This is a genomic window from Vitreoscilla stercoraria DSM 513, from assembly GCF_000382305.1.
Classification (GTDB): domain Bacteria; phylum Pseudomonadota; class Gammaproteobacteria; order Burkholderiales; family Neisseriaceae; genus Vitreoscilla; species Vitreoscilla stercoraria.
The window spans coordinates 21,584-38,596 of record NZ_KB908025.1; the positions used below are offsets into that span (position 1 = coordinate 21,584).

The window sequence follows — 17,013 nt, forward strand, 5'->3', positions numbered from 1 at the left end:
AATTTCGTTGTCAGGATAAATTGTAGTGGAAAGAACATATGTAAAAAAGCCTCTTGATTTCTCAAGAGGCTTTTTAAATCTTGGCGGAGAACGAGGGATTCGAACCCTCGATACAGGTTTTGCCCGTATGCACCCTTAGCAGGGGTGTGCCTTCGACCACTCGGCCAGTTCTCCATGTCGCTGTTGGTATTTGCCGTCAGGACAGGTATGCATAATAAGCATTTGCGCCATTTGCGTCAAGTGCTGTGTTGATTTAATTTAAGTGAATGTATTTAACTTACTCATAAATAAAAGAATTAAATTTTAATATTTTGCCATTTTAACGCTTTAAACACTGTGAATTTTGGATAATTGACAGGCGGAGCATGATTGGATTGGACAGAAAATCACAAATAAAGTGTTTTGGCTTGTCAAAATAGCTTCATCATAAGCAATATTGGAGCTGGCTTTGAAAATGGGCGGCTTGAATAGCATTGGTAAATGTATTGGATGAAGTGCCTAATGTTGCATAATCACAAAAAAGCGTCCTGTAAAGATTACAGGACGCTTTAAAATGTGCTGCTCAATGAGTATTAAGCCACAGCCGATAATTTGATTTCAACCAACCATTCAGGATTGGCCAATTGCGCTTGTACGCAAGCACGAGCTGGTGCATGACCTTCAGGAATCCACGCATCCCATGCACGGTTCATCGCATCAAAGTTGGCCAAGTCGGTGATGAACAAAGTGGCTTCCACCAATTTGGTTTTGTCTGAGCCGAAATGTGCTAACAATTCATCTACTTGGCGTAAGATGTCAGCCGTTTGTGCTTCAGCATCTTGTACGGTGATGGTGGGTACTTGGCCTGCCAAGAAAATGAAACCATTGGCTTGAACGGCTTCAGATAAACGGTGATTGGTGATGTGACGTTGAATGCTCATACAATAACTCCTTACAATAGGAGCTTGATATTAGCAGATGAAAGCAGCATATGGCGAAAAATGATTATCCTGTGACACAAGCCGTGCGATTTTTGCGCAGCAAACAAGTCATATTTACCCCACATTTATACGATTATGAAGAACGAGGCGGAACGGCACATTCGGCAGCTTGTTTGGGTGTAGACGAACACATTGTCATTAAGACAATTGTATGTGAGAACGAAAAAAAACAAGGTTTAATCGTGTTGATGCATGGTGACAAACACATTTCCACACGTCAATTGGCACGCGAATTGGGTATGAAACACATTGAACCAGCAGATCCTAAGCAAGCGAACAAATGGACGGGTTATTTGGTCGGAGGGACAAGCCCGTTTGGCAGTAAAATGGTTTTGCCTGTGTATGTGGAGGCGAGTATTTTGGATTTGGAGACGATTTATATCAATGGTGGCAAACGTGGATTTTTGGTGGCGATGCAAGCGCAAGACTTGGCAGTTTTGAACCCCCAAGCGGTGAATGTGGCGGTGGATGCTTGAAACTGAGGGCTTACTAAGTTTACGCTAAGTTTGCTGAGGCATAATCACAGTCGACGAGATGCGCCCATGCTGGGTGCATGATGACAAATCAAATAGGTTTCTTTGCGATGAAGAAAAAAATCAAATGGTTGGTGTTAGCAGTGCTGATTGTGGCAGGTGTTGCGGCGTATTTTTTGTGGTTCAATCAACCTGAAAAAGTGGAATACATTACAGAGCCAGTACAAAAAGGCAATGTTAGTATGACGGTCAATGCCACAGGTGTGGTATCGGCGGCGCAAAAAGTGACGGTGGGTGCACAGGCTTCAGGACAAATTAAAAATTTGTACATCAAAGTGGGTGATGAAGTGCAAAAAGGCGATTTGATTGCACAAATTGATCCGACCACGCAGCAAAATACCTTACAAACGCGTCGCGCGGAATTGTCAGCACAAACGGCACAATTGGAAAATCAGAAAATCCAATTGGAAATTGCCACCAAGCAATACAAACGTGAGCAAAGCTTGTTGGCTGAAGACGCCAGTTCGGCTGAAGCCGTGGAAAATACCAAAGATGCGTGGTCGGCAGCCAAAGCCGCAGTGAAACAAACCGAAGCATCAATGAAGCAAACCAATATTGCGATTAATACAGCGGAAGTGGAATTGGGCTATACCAAAATCATTGCACCGTTTACAGGGACGGTGGTGTCGGTGCCTGTGGAGGAAGGGCAAACAGTCAATGCCAATCAAACCACGCCGACGATTGCGGAAATCGCCGATTTAAGTCAAATGGAAGTGAAGTTGGAAATTGCTGAGGGTGATATTACCAAAGTGGCGGCAGGCATGCCTGTTGAATATACGATTTTATCGGAACCGACTGCCAAATTCAAAACCACTTTGCAATCCATTGATCCGGGTTTGACCAGTTTGACCGATGGCAATTATTCTGAAACTTCTAGCAGTGATGCTGCGGTGTATTATTATGCCAAATTATTGGTACCCAATGAAGAGGGCAAATTGCGCATTGGTATGACCACGCAAAACACCATCATTGCTCAAGAAGTCAAAGATGTATCGGTAGTGCCAACCATGGCTGTACGCAATATCAAAGGCAAAAAAATAGTCCGTGTGCTTAAAAAAGACAATGAAGTTGTCGAAACCGAAGTACAAACTGGTTTGAGTGATGGTTTGAACATAGAAATCAAAAGCGGCCTGAAAGAGGGCGATTTGGTGGTAATGGGCAGCATGAATGCTTCTGAGAAATCCCAAGCCGTTGCACAAGGACAAAATCGTCGTCCTAGCGGCATGGGTCCGAGGTAAGCAGCATGGCGATGATTGAAATCAAAAACCTCAACAAATATTTTGGTGAGGGTGACAATCGGGTACAAATTCTCAAAGACATCAATGTGTCTATTGAACAAGGTGATTTCATTGCGATTATTGGACAATCAGGTTCAGGAAAATCGACGTTGATGAATGCCATTGGTTGCTTAGATACGCCTACTTCAGGCTCGTATCAAGTGGATGGCATTGAAACTTTGAATATGGAAGCCGATGATTTGGCGGCTTTGCGACGCAAAAAATTTGGTTTTATTTTTCAGCGTTACAATTTGCTGTCGAGTTTGTCGGCACGTGACAACGTGGCTTTGCCTGCGGTGTATGCGGGAGTCGATGAGAGTGAGCGCAATGAGCGGGCTGTAAAACTCTTGACTGATTTGGGCTTGGGAGATAAAACTGACCACAAGCCAAGTGAATTGTCTGGCGGTCAGCAACAGCGGGTATCGATTGCACGAGCATTGATGAATGGTGGTGAAATCATCTTAGCCGATGAGCCTACAGGCGCATTGGATTCTGCTTCTGGTGTGATGGTGATGGGCATTTTGCAAGAATTGTATGCCAAAGGTCATACCATTGTCTTGGTGACACATGACCCTAAGATTGCTGATTATGCCAATCGTGTTATTGAAATCAAAGATGGCATCATCATTTCTGATATCAGTAAACAAACAGTCAAAACCCAAACAGCTGAGCCTAAATTAAAAGAAAAGTCCACATTTGGTTTTTACAAAGACCAAGTCATGGAAGCGTTCAAAATGGCGGTTCAGGCGATTGTGGCGCATAAAATGCGTTCGTTGTTGACCATGTTGGGCATCATTATTGGTATTGCTTCGGTGGTGTCGGTGGTGGCGTTGGGGCAAGGCTCTCAACAACAAATTTTGAATAATATTTCTTCTATGGGTACCAATACCATTTCCATTTATCCGGGCAGTGGTTTTGGTGATCGTACCAGCAACCGTATCAGAACTTTGAATGTGGCCGATGCACAAGCTTTGGCGGGACAATCGTATGTAGACAGCGTGACACCGAGCATGTCTTCTAGTGGTTTATTGGTGTTTGGAAACAAATCTTTGAATGCTTCTTTAACGGGTGCTGGATCACAGTTTTTTGATGTCAATGGTAAAAAATTGGCCGCAGGACGCTTTTTTACTGAAGACGATGTGCGCAATAATGAATCTGTCGTGGTCATCGACCCTAATACTGTCAAACAGTTATTTGGCGAAGGAGAACGACCTTTGGGCAAAGTGATTTTGTTTAAAAATGTGCCTTTAAAAGTGATTGGTATTACTGAGGCGGACACAGGTTTTGGTGGTGCGAGTGAGAACTTGAATTTGTGGACACCATACACCACGATGATGAACAAAATCACTGGCGCACGCCACATTGGCTCGATTACTGTCAAAATCAAAGATGACATTTCCACTCAAGTAGCAGAACAAAGCATTACCGCTTTGATAGAAGCACGTCATGGTAAAAAAGATTTTTATACCCGCAACAGCGATTCCATCAAACAAACCATTGAATCGACCACAGGCACGATGACGATGTTGATTTCCAGCATTGCATTGATTTCTTTGGTGGTCGGTGGGATTGGTGTGATGAATATTATGTTGGTGTCGGTGACTGAACGTACCAAAGAAATTGGTGTGCGTATGGCGATTGGTGCGCGACAAATGAATATCTTGTCACAATTTTTGATTGAAGCGGTATTGATTTGTTTGTTGGGCGGCTTGATTGGCATTGCTTTGTCCGCAGGCATTAGTTTTATGTTCAATCAATTTGTCGAAAACTTCCCGATGAGTTTGTCCAGTAGCTCCATTATTTTAGCATTGGCTTGCTCTACCATTATTGGTGTGGCATTTGGTTTTATGCCCGCACGCAATGCTTCCAAATTGAATCCGATAGATGCTTTGGCACATGATTAATATGCAAAAATTTTCTCGTTTACAGGCCGCTTGTGCGGCAGCCTCGATGGCTTTGTTTTTAAGTGCTTGCCAAACAGCACAAATGCCTGCTCCAACCACAGTGAAAGCTGCGGTGGCATGGCAAGAAGATGTGGCAGCGCAATATTCGGTGGATGAAGCGTGGTGGCAACAATACCAAGACACGCAATTAAACCAATTGGTCGATGCGGCGCTGCGCAATAATGTGGATTTGCAACAAGCGGCTTTGACCGTACGTCAAGCCATGTATCAGGCTAATGCCGAAGGGGCGGGTTTGTTGCCATCGGTTTCGGGCAGTTTGTCAGGCTCGACTTCTAAAAATATCAAAGAAGGTGGTTCAAGTGGTCGCAGCTATGGCGGTCAGTTGGGTGTGAGTTATGAAATTGATTTGTGGCAGCGTTTGCGTGACAGTGCGGATGCCAAAGTATGGCAATTTCGTGCGACAGAAGCCGATTTGGCGACCGCTCGCTTGAGCTTGATTAACAGTACAGTCAATACGTATTTTGAATTGGTGTATTTACAGGCCGCTATTGATCATGCGCAAAACAACATTCGCTCTTATCAACAATTGTTGAATATTAGTAACAGTAAATACCGTCATGGCAAAGTGGCATCCATTGAGCCTGCACAAGCTCAGCAAGCTTTGAGCAATGCTGAGGCAAGTTTGCTGAATTTACAAAGCCAACAGCAAGCCGCTGAACAAACTTTGCGCACATTGCTTCATCTTAAGCCCAATCAAGCTTGGAATCTGAATGTGGCCAAGCTAGACCAAATCAAGGCTTTGGGGGTGAATACCCATGTGCCTTTAAGTGTCTTGGCCAATCGTCCTGATTTGCGTGCAGCCGAATACCAATTGCGTGCTTCATACAAAGATTGGGCAGCGATGCAAAAATCAGTGTATCCAAGTGTGACATTGGGTGCGAATTTGTCCTCATCGTCTAGAAACATAGGACAAGCTTTGAATGTGCCGATTTTAGGTGGCAATGTGGGTATTTCGTTGCCATTTTTAAATTGGAATGAACTTAAATGGAATATTCGTATTTCAGAAGTGCAATATCAAAGCCAATTATTGGCGTTTGAACAAAGCATCAACCAAGCTTTGAATGAAGTCGATGGTTTGTATTTTGCTTATCAACAAGCCTTGCAAACTGAAAAAAATACCGCTGCCAAATTGGCAGCTGAGGCCAAAATCAGACACTATTACCAAACCCGTTATGAGCGAGGTGCGGCTGAATTCAAAGACCATATCAATGCACAATCTTCTTACGACAGTGCTTATTTGGATTGGTTAAACAGTCGTTATGTGAGATTGCAGGCTGAAAATAAGGTCTATCAATCGATGGCTGGCTATTATCGTTAAGCAATGATACGCAAAATACAGTAGAAATAAAAAGCATTACAATATGATTTTGTAATGCTTTTTGATATTATTTTATCATATTGATTATTCTTTAATAATCGCCATCAATATAAAACCATTGTCCATATTCTTGGATAAATGAGCTGCATTCATGCATTTTAAAGGCCTTGCCATTGACTTTATAGCGGGCACTGAATGTCACTTGAGCGTGGGTTTCATCCGATTGTGTATGAGAATGAACGGTTAATCCTATCCACTTGGTAGGTTCAAAATCCAATTGCATAGGACGGGTAGATGGATGCCAAGTCTGTAATAGGTATTCTTGGTTTTCCATGACATAAGCGGTATATCTGGAACGCATTAATATTTCTGCATTCATCGGTATTTGTTTTTGATCAATATAAAGCCCACAACAATGAGGATATTCTAAATTAGTGTCTTTTTGACAAGGGCAGTGGGTATGGTGTGATTTTTGGCTCATTGATCAACTCGCTTAAATAATAAATCTTATTATAAATTTTTTTATATCAGGGCGTACTGGTTTTAAGGTCAGATTCATTGTGCAAGATGGTATTGTAGGTAGGCATTAAATATATTTTTTGGTAATAAGGGGATTAAAGATGGAATGGGGGATGTATACGTTGACAATGGCTGATAAGGAACGTTTGAAAGATTATGCTTTAAAGCTAATTGGTACTGATAAGGTTAATACCAAAGAGCAGTTGTATACAAGAATTCGTACAGTGGCAAAATTATTGAGTGATATTAATGAAACCCAAGTGAAAGAGATGCATGGGTCAGCCGTAGCCAGCTCGCGTACTGACAAACCTAGATAAATAATTTTTAAGATGCCATATAGGTAGATTGATATAGCATACGATTTTGTTATTCATTGACCAATACTAAGGAAATAACATGCAAAAATATATTTTGATGAGTATGACTATGATGCTTTGTGGTCATGTGGCTTGGGCGAGCCCTTTATCTAATTTTGGTAAGCAAGCGTGTTTGGATGCGGTGAATGGAAAAATATCAGGATTTGACAGTGCACAATATCGAAAAAATCTTGCAGAAGATGGTTTGAGTCGGGACGAGTTTTGCCGCTGTACAGGGACTCATTTTGAAAACAATGCACTGTATCAAATGCCATTATTGCAGCAAGCCCAAAATGAACAAGAAGAAGCGCAAGTTATGGCGGATATTTTAAAAACCAATATGGCAGGTTGTTTTGTATCGCGTGGTGGCTAACGCGATTGCTTGACAGAGGAATATTGAAAGCGTCCTGTAGTGTTTACAGGGCGCTTTGTGATGATATACAAATCGTATATTGAATCTTGCCACATGCCTCTATATAACAAAACACCTGAGAAGTCTCAGGTGTTTTTTAGTCTGGCAAACGGATGAAAATCACTGTTTGTTGCGGAACTCTTCACCAATTTCTTTCCAGATTGGCGCATTGTCCACGCCGTTTTCTTCTGGAACATAGATTGGATCTTTACCTTGTGCTTTTTGACGTTCATAGTCTTTCAAAGCGGCGATGGCTGGTTTTTGCAAAATCAAGATGGCAATCAAGTTCAACCATGCCATCAAGCCTACGCCCACGTCACCCAAGGCCCAAGCCAAGTCTGCACTTTTGATACAACCAAATACCACCATGACAATCATCGCCAATTTCAAAACTTGCATCAAAAGAGAGCGCAATTTGGCATTGTTTTTAACCAAGTAAGAAATGTTGGTTTCTGCAATGTAGTAGTACGCAATGATGGTGGTGAAAGCGAAGAACAACAAAGCAAAGGCCACAAACAATGAACCAAAACCTGGCAATACGCTTTCCATTGCCGTTTGCGTATAGCCTGCACCTGTCACACCTGGTACACCATGGTGTAAGAACACACCTTCATTGACTGGGTCTTGTGTGTTGTACATGCCAGTGATGATCAACATGAAGCCTGTTGCAGAGCATACCAATAAAGTGTCTACATACACAGAGAATGCTTGCACCAAACCTTGTTTTGCAGGGTGAGATACGTTCGCAGCACCTGCAGGATGAGGGCCTGTACCTTGACCGGCTTCGTTTGAGTAAACACCGCGTTTCACGCCCCATTCAACGGCCAAACCTAATACTGCACCAAAAGCGGCTTCTGCTCCGAACGCTGATTTGAAAATCAAAGCCAATACATTTGGTAATTCACCGATGTTCATGATAACAATCACCAACGCGATGATGATGTAAGCCAATGCCATAAAAGGTACAACGATTTCGGCAAATTTGGCAATGCGTTTGACACCACCAAAAATGATGAAGCCTAAAATGACTGCTAAAATAGCAGCAGTGACCGCAGTATCAACGCCTATAGCGTTGTTAATGGCTCCAGCAATAGAGTTGGCTTGAATGCCGGGTAATAACACACCACAGGCTAAAATGGCAGAAAAAGCAAATATGATGGCATATATTTTACCAAAACCTTTGTTTTTAAAACCTTTTTCGATATAGAAAGCCGGGCCGCCACGGAATTGACCATCATGACGTTCTTTGTAAATCTGTGCTAAGGCTGACTCAATATAAGCAGTACTTGCACCTAGGAATGCCACCGCCCACATCCAAAACAAAGCACCAGGACCGCCGAAAGTAATGGCTGCTGCCACGCCTGCAATATTACCTGTACCGACACGACCTGCCAAAGCCATGGTCAAGGCTTGGAATGATGACACACCTGCATCAGAACTTTTACCGTCCATCATTAAGCGCAACATGCCAAAAAAATGTCGCACCTGCGCAAAGCGGGTACGAATGGAAAAGTAAAGGCCAATGAGCAAACAACCGTAAATCAACGGCAAGCTCCAAATCAGCCCATTGAGAAAATCAACAATTGCTTGCATAAATCTGACTCCTTGAAGTATGTAATGGCGACTACTTTTTTAATTGTGGCATTGATCCGTGATACAACTGATAATTTACAAGCTCATTGTAAAGTCATATTTACAAAAATTAAAACATATTTTTTCATGTTTTTACGTATAACGAAATTATGTGCCAATTATTTGGATTTTTGTTAAATTTAAAACTATGAATATTGCATGAGTGGTTGTGATTCAGCAATTTTTTGCCAATTTAATCATTTAATTGTTTAAAAGCGACATATATTAATAATTTTATAATTTTATTCTATATTTTTTATAAAAATTAATATTTATTAGGTTAATTTATATTAATTATGAATTTTTAATTCAAATTAATTTTTTTGTCATTTTCGTATGTGTGTTTTGTTTGGTTGTCAGCATGGTTTTTAATTTAGTGTTAATATTTTTTGTCAAAATCATGTCTTTAAATATTTATCTTAATAAAAAGTGACTTATAAGATTATTATGAGATTTTAAATTTGATATTAATAAGTGAGTTTGTGATTTTTAGATGATGGATGGTGTGAATACGGTAAGTCGTTTTTAGAACATTTTTTCTATGTTAATAAAATAATGGGTCTAAGCTATTAAAAAATGATATTTAAGCCTAATAGCAGCAGATTGTGGCTTAATGACAGTGTTTACCATAAATAAAGCGCCATTAAGGCGCTGAGTCAAGATAACCGTAGAGTGATGGCTCTGTGATGCATTTTAAGGCTTGTAGCGTTGGTCTATGCTGAAACACTCAGGATATTTGGGATGGATATTTTGGTAAAAAGCCATGATTTCGCGCATATCGGCTTCAAAGTCCCCGCTTGGATAAATGATTTTACCCACGCCTGCAATTTTCTTTTCATAATCCATATATGCCAAAGCAATTGGTACACCTGCACCGATTGCCACGTAGTAAAAACCAGTTTTCCAATTTTCTTGGCGCGCGCGCGTGGCTTCTGGTGTCACCAACATACATAATTTGGGATGTTCTTGAAACAAGTTAATCATCACTTGTACCATGCTGGGACGTTCTTCGCCAGCTTGCTTGGGACGGCGATCGATGCCAATACCACCTAATGCACGGATGAATGGACCCATCGGGAATTTCATATAGCTGTCTTTGATGGTGATGCGCACGTTGACGCCCATGGCTTTTAAAGTGAGGCGAGCGTACAAAGCATCCCAATTGCTGGTGTGAGGCGCAGCAAGCATCACACATTGTTGAATGTCGCTTGGAAATTGATTGTCGATAGACCAGCCTAAGGCTTTAACACTGCTTGCTGCAAGAGATTCTAACATCGGCAAATACCACTAAAAAAGACGCCAATTGTAGCAAAATTGCGATTTTTTTGTTTTGGTTTATCGGCAAAACAATATGAAATATAGATTGAGAGAGTTTCTTTTAAAATAAGCGTCCTGTAACTTTTACAGGACGCTTGAGCAGCATTGCATCATAAGTTTATTGTAAACAATCTTTTAAACGATACCAACCCATACCCAAAACCAAAGACGGTGTTCTAAAGACAGGACCGCCTGGGAAACTGCGATGTGAAATGCGACTGAAAGCATTCAAACGTTCCGTATTGCCCAAGATGTTTTCTGCGGCCATTTGTCCTGCCAAACCTGTTAATGCCACGCCATGACCTGAAAAGCCTTGTAAAAAAATGAGGTTGGGGGCAAGTTGACCAAAATGCGGTGCGCGGTTCATGGTGATGTCGACAAAGCCGCCCCAAGCGTAATCGATTTTGACATCGGCCAAATGTGGAAATACCCGCAACATGTCGCTGCGCATGGCGTTGGCCAAATCTTTTGGCGTTTGTCCTGAATAGCTGACTTTGCCACCAAACAACAAACGTGTGTCACCGCTCAAGCGGTAATAATCCAATACAAAATTGGTGTCACACACTGCCATATTGTTGGTAATCACATCTTGGCTGCGTGCACCCAAAGGCTCTGTGGCGATGACATAAGTGCCTACGGGCATGATTTTGTCGGACAAGGTTTTTAAGTATTCAGATTGTTTCAGGACGCCTGCAAACACATTGCAAGCCAAAACCACATGTTTGGCTAAAACTTCGCCTTGCGCGGTTTTAATCAGCCATTTGTCGCCTTGCGGTTGAAAATCGGTCACAAAGGATTGTTCAAAGATGTGTGCGCCATGTTCAGCGGCAGCTTTTGCCAAACCCAAACAATAATTCAATGGGTGAATATGCCCTGAATCGGTGTCAAATACACCCCCTACATAACGATCGCTTTTGAGATGTTGTTTGAGTTGTGCGCGGGTTTGTTCTTGATAACCCGTATAACCATAGTTTTGACGCATATACTCGCTGTATTCAAGCAAAGCATCGAGTTTTTTGGGGCTGACGGCAACTGAAGCATAACCACGTTGCCAATTGCAATCGATTTGGTAATCTTGTACTTGTTTTTCAACCAAATTGACCGCATCAACCGACCATTGCCACATTTTTTGTGCGGTCTCTAAACCCAATTGATGGTGTAAAAATTCCATTTCGCATGCGTAAGAGGTGATGACTTGACCACCATTGCGTCCTGAAGCGCCAAAACCAATGCGTGCAGCTTCTAAAACAGCCACGTTTTGCCCTGCTTGCACCAAAGGCAAAGCCGTTCCAATTCCAGCCAAGCCGCCACCAATGATGCAAGTATCAACTTCGATTTTTTCTGTTAGGGTGGGGTATTGCTGGTGCAAAGTGCGTGTGGCGGCATAATAAGAATCAACGTGTTCAGCTTGTGCAGGAGAGGTCAACATAAATAAGCCTTTAAAATAGAAAAAGCCCTGTATCGGTTGATACAGGGCGCATGAGTCCAATCAAGCAGTTTTCTTTTCTTGCTCTGCTACTTGGCGATAAGCATTGGCCATTTCACGCTCACGGCGTGTGGTTTGGCGCATCATCAACCAATTGAGCAAAATCACAATCGTACCAACAATGGCAATCATGATGGTTGCCAAGGCGTTCATTTGTGGATCCAAACCCAATTTGATTTTGGAGAAAATCACTTGTGGCAAGGTGGAAGAACCTGGACCTGACAAGAATGAAGTGATGACCACATCATCTAAAGACAAGGTCACGCCCAATAAAAAGCCCGAAGCCAAAGCAGGTGCAATCAATGGCAAAGTAATCAAAAAGAAGATTTTAAATGGACGTGCGCCCAAGTCCATCGCCGCATCTTCTAAGTTTTGATCCAATTCCATCAAGCGGGCTCGAATGACGACTGTGACATAAGCCAAACACAAAGTGGTGTGTCCCAACCAAATGGTGAATAAGCCGCGGTCAAAATACAACCATTCTAATGCAGGTGTTGATTGCAACAACATTTGCACTTGAATAATCAAGAGCAACATCGATAAGCCTGTAATCACATCAGGCATCACCATCGGTGCTGAAACCATACCAGCAAACAAGGTAGAGCCTTTAAAACGCTTAATTCGTGCCAAAGCATAAGCGGCCAAAGTTCCCAAGATGACTGCTGCCAAAGACGAGAAGGCTGCCAATTTAACCGATAACCACGCGGCGTTTAAAATGACATCGTTTTGCATCAAAGTGCCATACCATTTGGTTGAAAAGCCGCCCCAAATGGTCACCAATTTGGAATCATTGAACGAGTACACCACCAAAATAATCAATGGAATATACAAGAACAATAAGCCTAAAAACAACGATGCTTTCAAGAACCAAGAGAGTTTTCCTGTGCTCGCACTCATACAGATTCTCCCTCAATTTCACGGTTTTCATAATGGTGGAAGATGGCAATCGGTACCACTAACAGCAATACCATAATGACCGCCACGGCTGATGCCAAAGGCCAGTTGTTTTGGTCAAAGAACGCTTGCCACAACACTTTACCAATCATTAAATTTTCAGGACCACCGACCAATTCTGGAATCACATATTCACCCACCGATGGAATAAATACCAACATCGAGCCTGCAATGATACCAACTTTGGACAAAGGCAAAGTGATGGTCAAAAACGCTTTGATAGGAGAGGCGCCCAAATCATTGGCCGCTTCCAATAAACGTCCATCCAGTTTTAACAATTGTGTGTATAAAGGCAAAATCATGAATGGCAAATAAGCGTATACCATCACCAAAATCAATGAAAATTGGTTGTAAAACAAATCCAACGGTGCATTGATGATGCCTAATTTTTGCAACCAAGTATTCACCAAGCCTGTGGTACTTAAAATGCCCATCCACGCATAAACACGCAATAAAAACGATGTCCAAAATGGCAACATGATGAGTAATAACACGCCATTGCGAATGTCTTCACGCATGCGTGAAATCGCGTAAGCAATCGGGTAACCAAAAATCAAACACAAAATGGTTACAATGACTGCGGTTTTCAAAGACGACCAATACGTTTGTAAGTAAATATTGTCGCCATTGCCTGAATGAAATGGATTCAAAATTTGCATCAATGAAGAGCCAAAATCTTTGAAGATGTCAGCGTAATTCATATAAGACGCTTGAACAATGACACGTCCCATATCGCTGTCAGTGGTGACCAATGGCGTATAAGGTGGAATGGCAATTTCTTGCTCGGCGAAACTGATTTTGAAAACAATCAAAAAGGGAATCAAAAATAAAATCAACAGCCACACATAAGGCACGGCAATGACAAACCAGCGACCTAATGCGCTGCTTATATTGAGTGGCTTCATGACGCAGCTCCTAACGGGTTAATGGTACAGGCAAATTGTCGCGCCAAGTCACATATACGGTTTCATCCCAAGTGGGTGCAGTTTCATCTGCCAGATACCAACGAGAAGAAGCAACAGTGGCTTTGATGACTTTGCCGCTAGGCAACAACACATGGAAAATAGCGAAACTGCCCAAATAAGCAATTTCTTTGACCTTGCCTTCAGCCCAGTTAAAGTCTGCTGTTGGTTTATTGCGTGTTAAACCCACATCTTCAGGACGCAAGCTGACCCAAATGTCTTGGTCGCTAGGACCTGTAATGCCATGACCTAAGCGAATTGGGTGGGCTAAATCAGGGCTGTTGATGATGCAATAATCTGGTGCATCTTCGACCACTTCGCCAGCAATGATGTTGGTTTCACCAATAAATTCAGCCGTAAATCGGCTGTTTGGGTAATCGTAAATTTCGCTTGGTGTTCCGACTTGGCGAAGTTTACCGTCCGACATGATGGCAATTCTGGTTGCCATTGTCATGGCTTCTTCTTGGTCATGCGTCACCATAATACAGGTCGCACCGACTTGCTCTAAGGTGTTGACCAACTCTAATTGGGTTTGTTGGCGCAATTTTTTGTCCAATGCACCCAAGGGTTCATCCAATAACAATAATTTTGGACGTTTGGCCAAAGAGCGTGCCAAAGCAATACGCTGTTGTTGACCGCCAGATAATTGATGCGGTTTGCGTTTGGCGTATTTGGTCATTTGTACCAATTTCAACATGTCTTCGACGCGCGCATCGATTTCACCTTTGGCCATTTTGTCTTGCTTTAAGCCAAAAGCAATGTTTTGTTCTACTGTCATGTGTGGAAACAAGGCATAGCTTTGAAACATCATGTTGATTGGGCGCTCGTAGGGTGCTTGGTAAGTCACGTCCAAGCCGTCCAGTAAGATTTTACCTGCGCTTGGCTTTTCCATACCTGCTAACATGCGCAGCAAAGTGGATTTACCACTGCCTGAGCTGCCTAATAATGCAAAAATTTCGTTGCGTTCAATGTTCAGGTCTACATGATCAACAGCGAGGTTGTCGCCGAATTTTTTTACCAACCCTTGTATTTGTAAATACGGTTGTTTGGTGGTTTGAGTGACAGTATCGGTCATAATCGGGCCATGCTCCAGTTTATGCGTCAATGACAAAGTAATAAATTTAAACAATCAAAAGATGCTTGTCTTGCTCGTTATCATATATTCTATATATGTTTTCAGAGCGGATTGTATGCGACCCCGCTAGACAGGGCAATGCACAAATCCCAATCGTTTGGCTAAATAAAGCGCTTAAAAATCACCACCATTAAAAAGTTGAATAATATGAAAACATTATCAAACAGCTTCTGTAAATCACAATACACGAAATTTATGCTTATTTGCCAATGAAATCGGTGTTGCGTAGCACAATGACCACAAGCCAAACCACATCTTGAATGATTTGGTATTTGTGTTCAAATTGACTAAAAAATATAGGATTGAAATAGAGGCGTATGACTGGGTTAAATAATATGGTTGGAAAACCGTCACATTGGGCAGCAGCGGTGTCGATGATGATTGTGTCGTGGGGCAGTGCCGTTGTCATTATTTTTCAGGCCGCTCAAGCTTTGGATGCCACAGAGGCTCAAACGGCATCTTGGTTGACCATCATTGCTTTGAGCAGCGGTGTGTTGAGCATGGCATTGTCTTGGCGTTATCAAACACCAATTTATATTGCTTGGTCGACGCCCGGTGCTGCGATGATAGCATTGACCACTGATATCGCTTTGTCGGATGCCATTGGTGCGATGATATTTGCGGGCTTACTGAATGTGGTTTTAGGGGTCAGTGGCTTGTTTGCATGGATGGTCAAACACATTCCAGCGAGCATTGCTTCAGCGATGCTGGCGGGTATTTTGATTGGTTTTGGTACCAATGTTTTTGTCAGTATGCAAACGGATTTGATTTTGGTTGCCTTGATGTTGTTAGCGTTTTTAATCAGTAAAGCGTATGCGCCTAAATACAGTTTGTTGTGGATGTTGGCTTTGGGTTGTGTTTATGCCTATTGCAGCGGTCATTTCACAGTGGATGCTGTGCAATGGCAATGGCCAGCATTGCAATGGATTGATCCTACTTTCAATTGGCAAACGATTATCAGTTTGGGTATTCCCTTATTTTTGGTGACTTTAAGCACACAATACATTCCGGGGGTAGCGGTATTGCATGCACATGGTTACAGGCCGCCTGTATCTCCCATTATTGGCAGTACAGGACTGGCAACGGTTTTATTGGCACCTTTTGGCTTGTTCATGTCTAATTTAGCGGCTATCAGTGCCGCCATTTGTATGGGAAATGATGTGGATGAGCGGCCTGAAAAACGTTATCAAGCTGTGATGATTCATGGTGTGTTGAGCTTGGGCTTGGCGGCGATGGGTGCGATGGTGGTGGTGGTGTTTGGCGCTTTACCTAAAGCGTTGTTGGTGACATTGGCGGGTATGGCCATTTTGGGCACTTTGACCGACAATTTGGTGACCGCCATGAGTGATGCAAGGGTCAGAGATGCGGCAATATTGACTTTATTGGCATCGGCTTCAGGCATACAATTGTTTGGTATCAGCAGTGCGTTTTGGGGCTTGCTCATCGGCATGAGCGTCTACCATTTTAATATTAGAGTGGCTTTAAAAAAATGAGCTTGGCATTGAAATAATCGGTATGATGTTGGGCTTAATAACGGCCAGCGTATTTTGAAAAAGGATAAAAAAATGATCAAACAATGGGCAGCGGCGGTATTGATCGCCATCAGTTTGTCAGGTTGTGGCTACAACACCATGCAAAGCCAAGATGAGGCAGCCAATGCCGCTTGGGCTGATGTGTTGAACCAATACCAACGTCGTGCAGATTTAATTCCGAATTTGGTTGCGACGGTACAAGGCTATGCCAAACACGAACAAGAGGTGTTGACTGAAGTTACCGAAGCGCGTGCCAAAGTCGGTCAAGTGCCAGTGAGTGCGGATATGGCCAATAACCCAGAACAACTGAAGGCTTTTAGCGATGCACAAGGTCAATTGACAGGGGCTTTGTCGCGTTTGATGGTGGTGGTGGAAAAATACCCTGATTTAAAAGCCAATACCAATTTCTTGGATTTGCAAAAGCAATTGGAAGGTACAGAAAACCGCATTTCTGTGTCGCGCAATACGTATATTGCATCTATTCAAGCTTATAACACCACAGTACGCACGTTTCCGAATAATTTGACTGCCAAGGTTTTTGGTATGACCGTGCGTCCGAATTTTAGTGTTGAAAACGAAAAAGCCATCAGCACTGCGCCGAAAGTGGCATTTTAAAGTTGCGGACAATTTATTGGT

16 protein-coding genes and 1 tRNA gene are annotated in these 17,013 nt (G+C 42.5%); 8 read left to right on the forward strand and 9 right to left on the reverse strand.

Annotation, left to right across the window (positions count from 1 at the left end):
* Positions 1-81 precede the first annotated feature (81 nt).
* Both H150_RS0107165 and H150_RS0107170 read right to left on the reverse strand, forming a co-directional pair.
* Positions 82-174: transfer RNA gene (locus tag H150_RS0107165), tRNA-Ser, on the reverse strand.
* Between the two features lie 398 nt (positions 175-572).
* Positions 573-920, reverse strand: a complete 348-nt coding sequence (locus H150_RS0107170; protein WP_019958373.1) for a RidA family protein — start codon at positions 918-920, stop codon at positions 573-575.
* 50 nt (positions 921-970) lie between these two features.
* On the opposite strand from H150_RS0107170, the gene ybaK reads away from it, so the two are divergent.
* The 4 genes from ybaK to H150_RS0107190 all read left to right on the forward strand — a co-directional run bounded on the left by ybaK (position 971) and on the right by H150_RS0107190 (position 6,072).
* Entirely contained in the window at positions 971-1,456 is a 486-nt protein-coding gene (gene ybaK, locus H150_RS0107175; protein ID WP_019958374.1) for a Cys-tRNA(Pro) deacylase, read from the forward strand.
* A gap of 77 nt (positions 1,457-1,533) precedes the next feature.
* Positions 1,534-2,751 (forward strand): efflux RND transporter periplasmic adaptor subunit, encoded by a 1,218-nt coding sequence (locus tag H150_RS0107180; protein ID WP_019958375.1) that lies wholly within the window; start codon positions 1,534-1,536, stop codon positions 2,749-2,751.
* Between the two features lie 5 nt (positions 2,752-2,756).
* Positions 2,757-4,694, forward strand: a complete 1,938-nt coding sequence (locus tag H150_RS0107185; RefSeq protein ID WP_019958376.1) for a MacB family efflux pump subunit — start codon at positions 2,757-2,759, stop codon at positions 4,692-4,694.
* A gap of 1 nt (position 4,695) precedes the next feature.
* Positions 4,696-6,072 (forward strand): efflux transporter outer membrane subunit, encoded by a 1,377-nt coding sequence (locus tag H150_RS0107190; protein ID WP_026353556.1) that lies wholly within the window; start codon positions 4,696-4,698, stop codon positions 6,070-6,072.
* Positions 6,073-6,163: 91 nt separating this feature from the next.
* Here the strand turns inward: H150_RS0107190 and H150_RS0107195 are convergent, their stop codons facing one another.
* A complete protein-coding gene (locus tag H150_RS0107195; RefSeq protein WP_026353557.1) occupies positions 6,164-6,553 on the reverse strand; it encodes a YchJ family protein in 390 nt (129 codons plus the stop codon).
* Positions 6,554-6,704: 151 nt separating this feature from the next.
* On the opposite strand from H150_RS0107195, the gene H150_RS0107200 reads away from it, so the two are divergent.
* On the forward strand, positions 6,705-6,908 hold the full coding sequence (locus H150_RS0107200) for a hypothetical protein (RefSeq protein WP_155970476.1): 204 nt from the start codon (positions 6,705-6,707) through the stop codon (positions 6,906-6,908).
* 79 nt (positions 6,909-6,987) lie between these two features.
* Positions 6,988-7,320: a hypothetical protein gene (locus tag H150_RS0107205; RefSeq protein WP_019958380.1), complete on the forward strand. Its 333-nt coding sequence runs from the start codon at positions 6,988-6,990 to the stop codon at positions 7,318-7,320.
* Positions 7,321-7,479: 159 nt separating this feature from the next.
* Here H150_RS0107205 and H150_RS0107210 read toward each other — a convergent pair whose 3' ends face one another.
* From H150_RS0107210 to H150_RS0107240, 6 genes are all read right to left on the reverse strand, one after another.
* The gene (locus tag H150_RS0107210) at positions 7,480-8,952 is read right to left on the reverse strand and encodes an alanine/glycine:cation symporter family protein (RefSeq protein WP_019958381.1); all 1,473 of its coding nucleotides are present in this window, start codon (positions 8,950-8,952) and stop codon (positions 7,480-7,482) included.
* A 732-nt stretch (positions 8,953-9,684) separates the two neighbouring features.
* Positions 9,685-10,266, reverse strand: coding sequence for a 1-acyl-sn-glycerol-3-phosphate acyltransferase (locus H150_RS0107220; protein WP_019958383.1), 582 nt, complete (start codon positions 10,264-10,266; stop codon positions 9,685-9,687).
* Positions 10,267-10,426: 160 nt separating this feature from the next.
* Entirely contained in the window at positions 10,427-11,737 is a 1,311-nt protein-coding gene (locus H150_RS0107225; protein WP_019958384.1) for an NAD(P)/FAD-dependent oxidoreductase, read from the reverse strand.
* Positions 11,738-11,797: 60 nt separating this feature from the next.
* Positions 11,798-12,691 carry an ABC transporter permease subunit gene (locus tag H150_RS0107230; RefSeq protein WP_019958385.1) on the reverse strand — a complete coding sequence of 298 codons (894 nt, stop codon included), beginning with the start codon at positions 12,689-12,691 and terminating at the stop codon, positions 11,798-11,800.
* Complete coding sequence (locus tag H150_RS0107235) at positions 12,688-13,653, reverse strand: ABC transporter permease subunit (protein ID WP_019958386.1); 966 nt, start codon at positions 13,651-13,653, stop codon at positions 12,688-12,690. Before H150_RS0107235 ends, H150_RS0107230 begins: the two co-directional genes overlap by 4 nt.
* A gap of 10 nt (positions 13,654-13,663) precedes the next feature.
* Complete coding sequence (locus H150_RS0107240) at positions 13,664-14,785, reverse strand: ABC transporter ATP-binding protein (protein WP_019958387.1); 1,122 nt, start codon at positions 14,783-14,785, stop codon at positions 13,664-13,666.
* 395 nt (positions 14,786-15,180) lie between these two features.
* On the opposite strand from H150_RS0107240, the gene H150_RS0107245 reads away from it, so the two are divergent.
* The gene (locus tag H150_RS0107245) at positions 15,181-16,338 is read left to right on the forward strand and encodes a benzoate/H(+) symporter BenE family transporter (RefSeq protein ID WP_019958388.1); all 1,158 of its coding nucleotides are present in this window, start codon (positions 15,181-15,183) and stop codon (positions 16,336-16,338) included.
* Between the two features lie 72 nt (positions 16,339-16,410).
* The gene (locus tag H150_RS0107250; RefSeq protein WP_019958389.1) at positions 16,411-16,992 is read left to right on the forward strand and encodes a LemA family protein; all 582 of its coding nucleotides are present in this window, start codon (positions 16,411-16,413) and stop codon (positions 16,990-16,992) included.
* Positions 16,993-17,013 lie beyond the last annotated feature (21 nt).

What these genes read in the sequence shown, in the direction of transcription:
- H150_RS0107170 (WP_019958373.1), bottom strand. Translation starts at nt 920, where the DNA reads ATGAGCATTCAACGTCACATCACCAATCACCGTTTATCTGAAGCCGTT.
- ybaK (WP_019958374.1), top strand. Translation starts at nt 971, where the DNA reads ATGGCGAAAAATGATTATCCTGTGACACAAGCCGTGCGATTTTTGCGC.
- H150_RS0107180 (WP_019958375.1), top strand. Translation starts at nt 1,534, where the DNA reads ATGATGACAAATCAAATAGGTTTCTTTGCGATGAAGAAAAAAATCAAA.
- H150_RS0107185 (WP_019958376.1), top strand. Translation starts at nt 2,757, where the DNA reads ATGGCGATGATTGAAATCAAAAACCTCAACAAATATTTTGGTGAGGGT.
- H150_RS0107190 (WP_026353556.1), top strand. Translation starts at nt 4,696, where the DNA reads ATGCAAAAATTTTCTCGTTTACAGGCCGCTTGTGCGGCAGCCTCGATG.
- H150_RS0107195 (WP_026353557.1), bottom strand. Translation starts at nt 6,553, where the DNA reads ATGAGCCAAAAATCACACCATACCCACTGCCCTTGTCAAAAAGACACT.
- H150_RS0107200 (WP_155970476.1), top strand. Translation starts at nt 6,705, where the DNA reads ATGTATACGTTGACAATGGCTGATAAGGAACGTTTGAAAGATTATGCT.
- H150_RS0107205 (WP_019958380.1), top strand. Translation starts at nt 6,988, where the DNA reads ATGCAAAAATATATTTTGATGAGTATGACTATGATGCTTTGTGGTCAT.
- H150_RS0107210 (WP_019958381.1), bottom strand. Translation starts at nt 8,952, where the DNA reads ATGCAAGCAATTGTTGATTTTCTCAATGGGCTGATTTGGAGCTTGCCG.
- H150_RS0107220 (WP_019958383.1), bottom strand. Translation starts at nt 10,266, where the DNA reads ATGTTAGAATCTCTTGCAGCAAGCAGTGTTAAAGCCTTAGGCTGGTCT.
- H150_RS0107225 (WP_019958384.1), bottom strand. Translation starts at nt 11,737, where the DNA reads ATGTTGACCTCTCCTGCACAAGCTGAACACGTTGATTCTTATTATGCC.
- H150_RS0107230 (WP_019958385.1), bottom strand. Translation starts at nt 12,691, where the DNA reads ATGAGTGCGAGCACAGGAAAACTCTCTTGGTTCTTGAAAGCATCGTTG.
- H150_RS0107235 (WP_019958386.1), bottom strand. Translation starts at nt 13,653, where the DNA reads ATGAAGCCACTCAATATAAGCAGCGCATTAGGTCGCTGGTTTGTCATT.
- H150_RS0107240 (WP_019958387.1), bottom strand. Translation starts at nt 14,785, where the DNA reads ATGACCGATACTGTCACTCAAACCACCAAACAACCGTATTTACAAATA.
- H150_RS0107245 (WP_019958388.1), top strand. Translation starts at nt 15,181, where the DNA reads ATGGTTGGAAAACCGTCACATTGGGCAGCAGCGGTGTCGATGATGATT.
- H150_RS0107250 (WP_019958389.1), top strand. Translation starts at nt 16,411, where the DNA reads ATGATCAAACAATGGGCAGCGGCGGTATTGATCGCCATCAGTTTGTCA.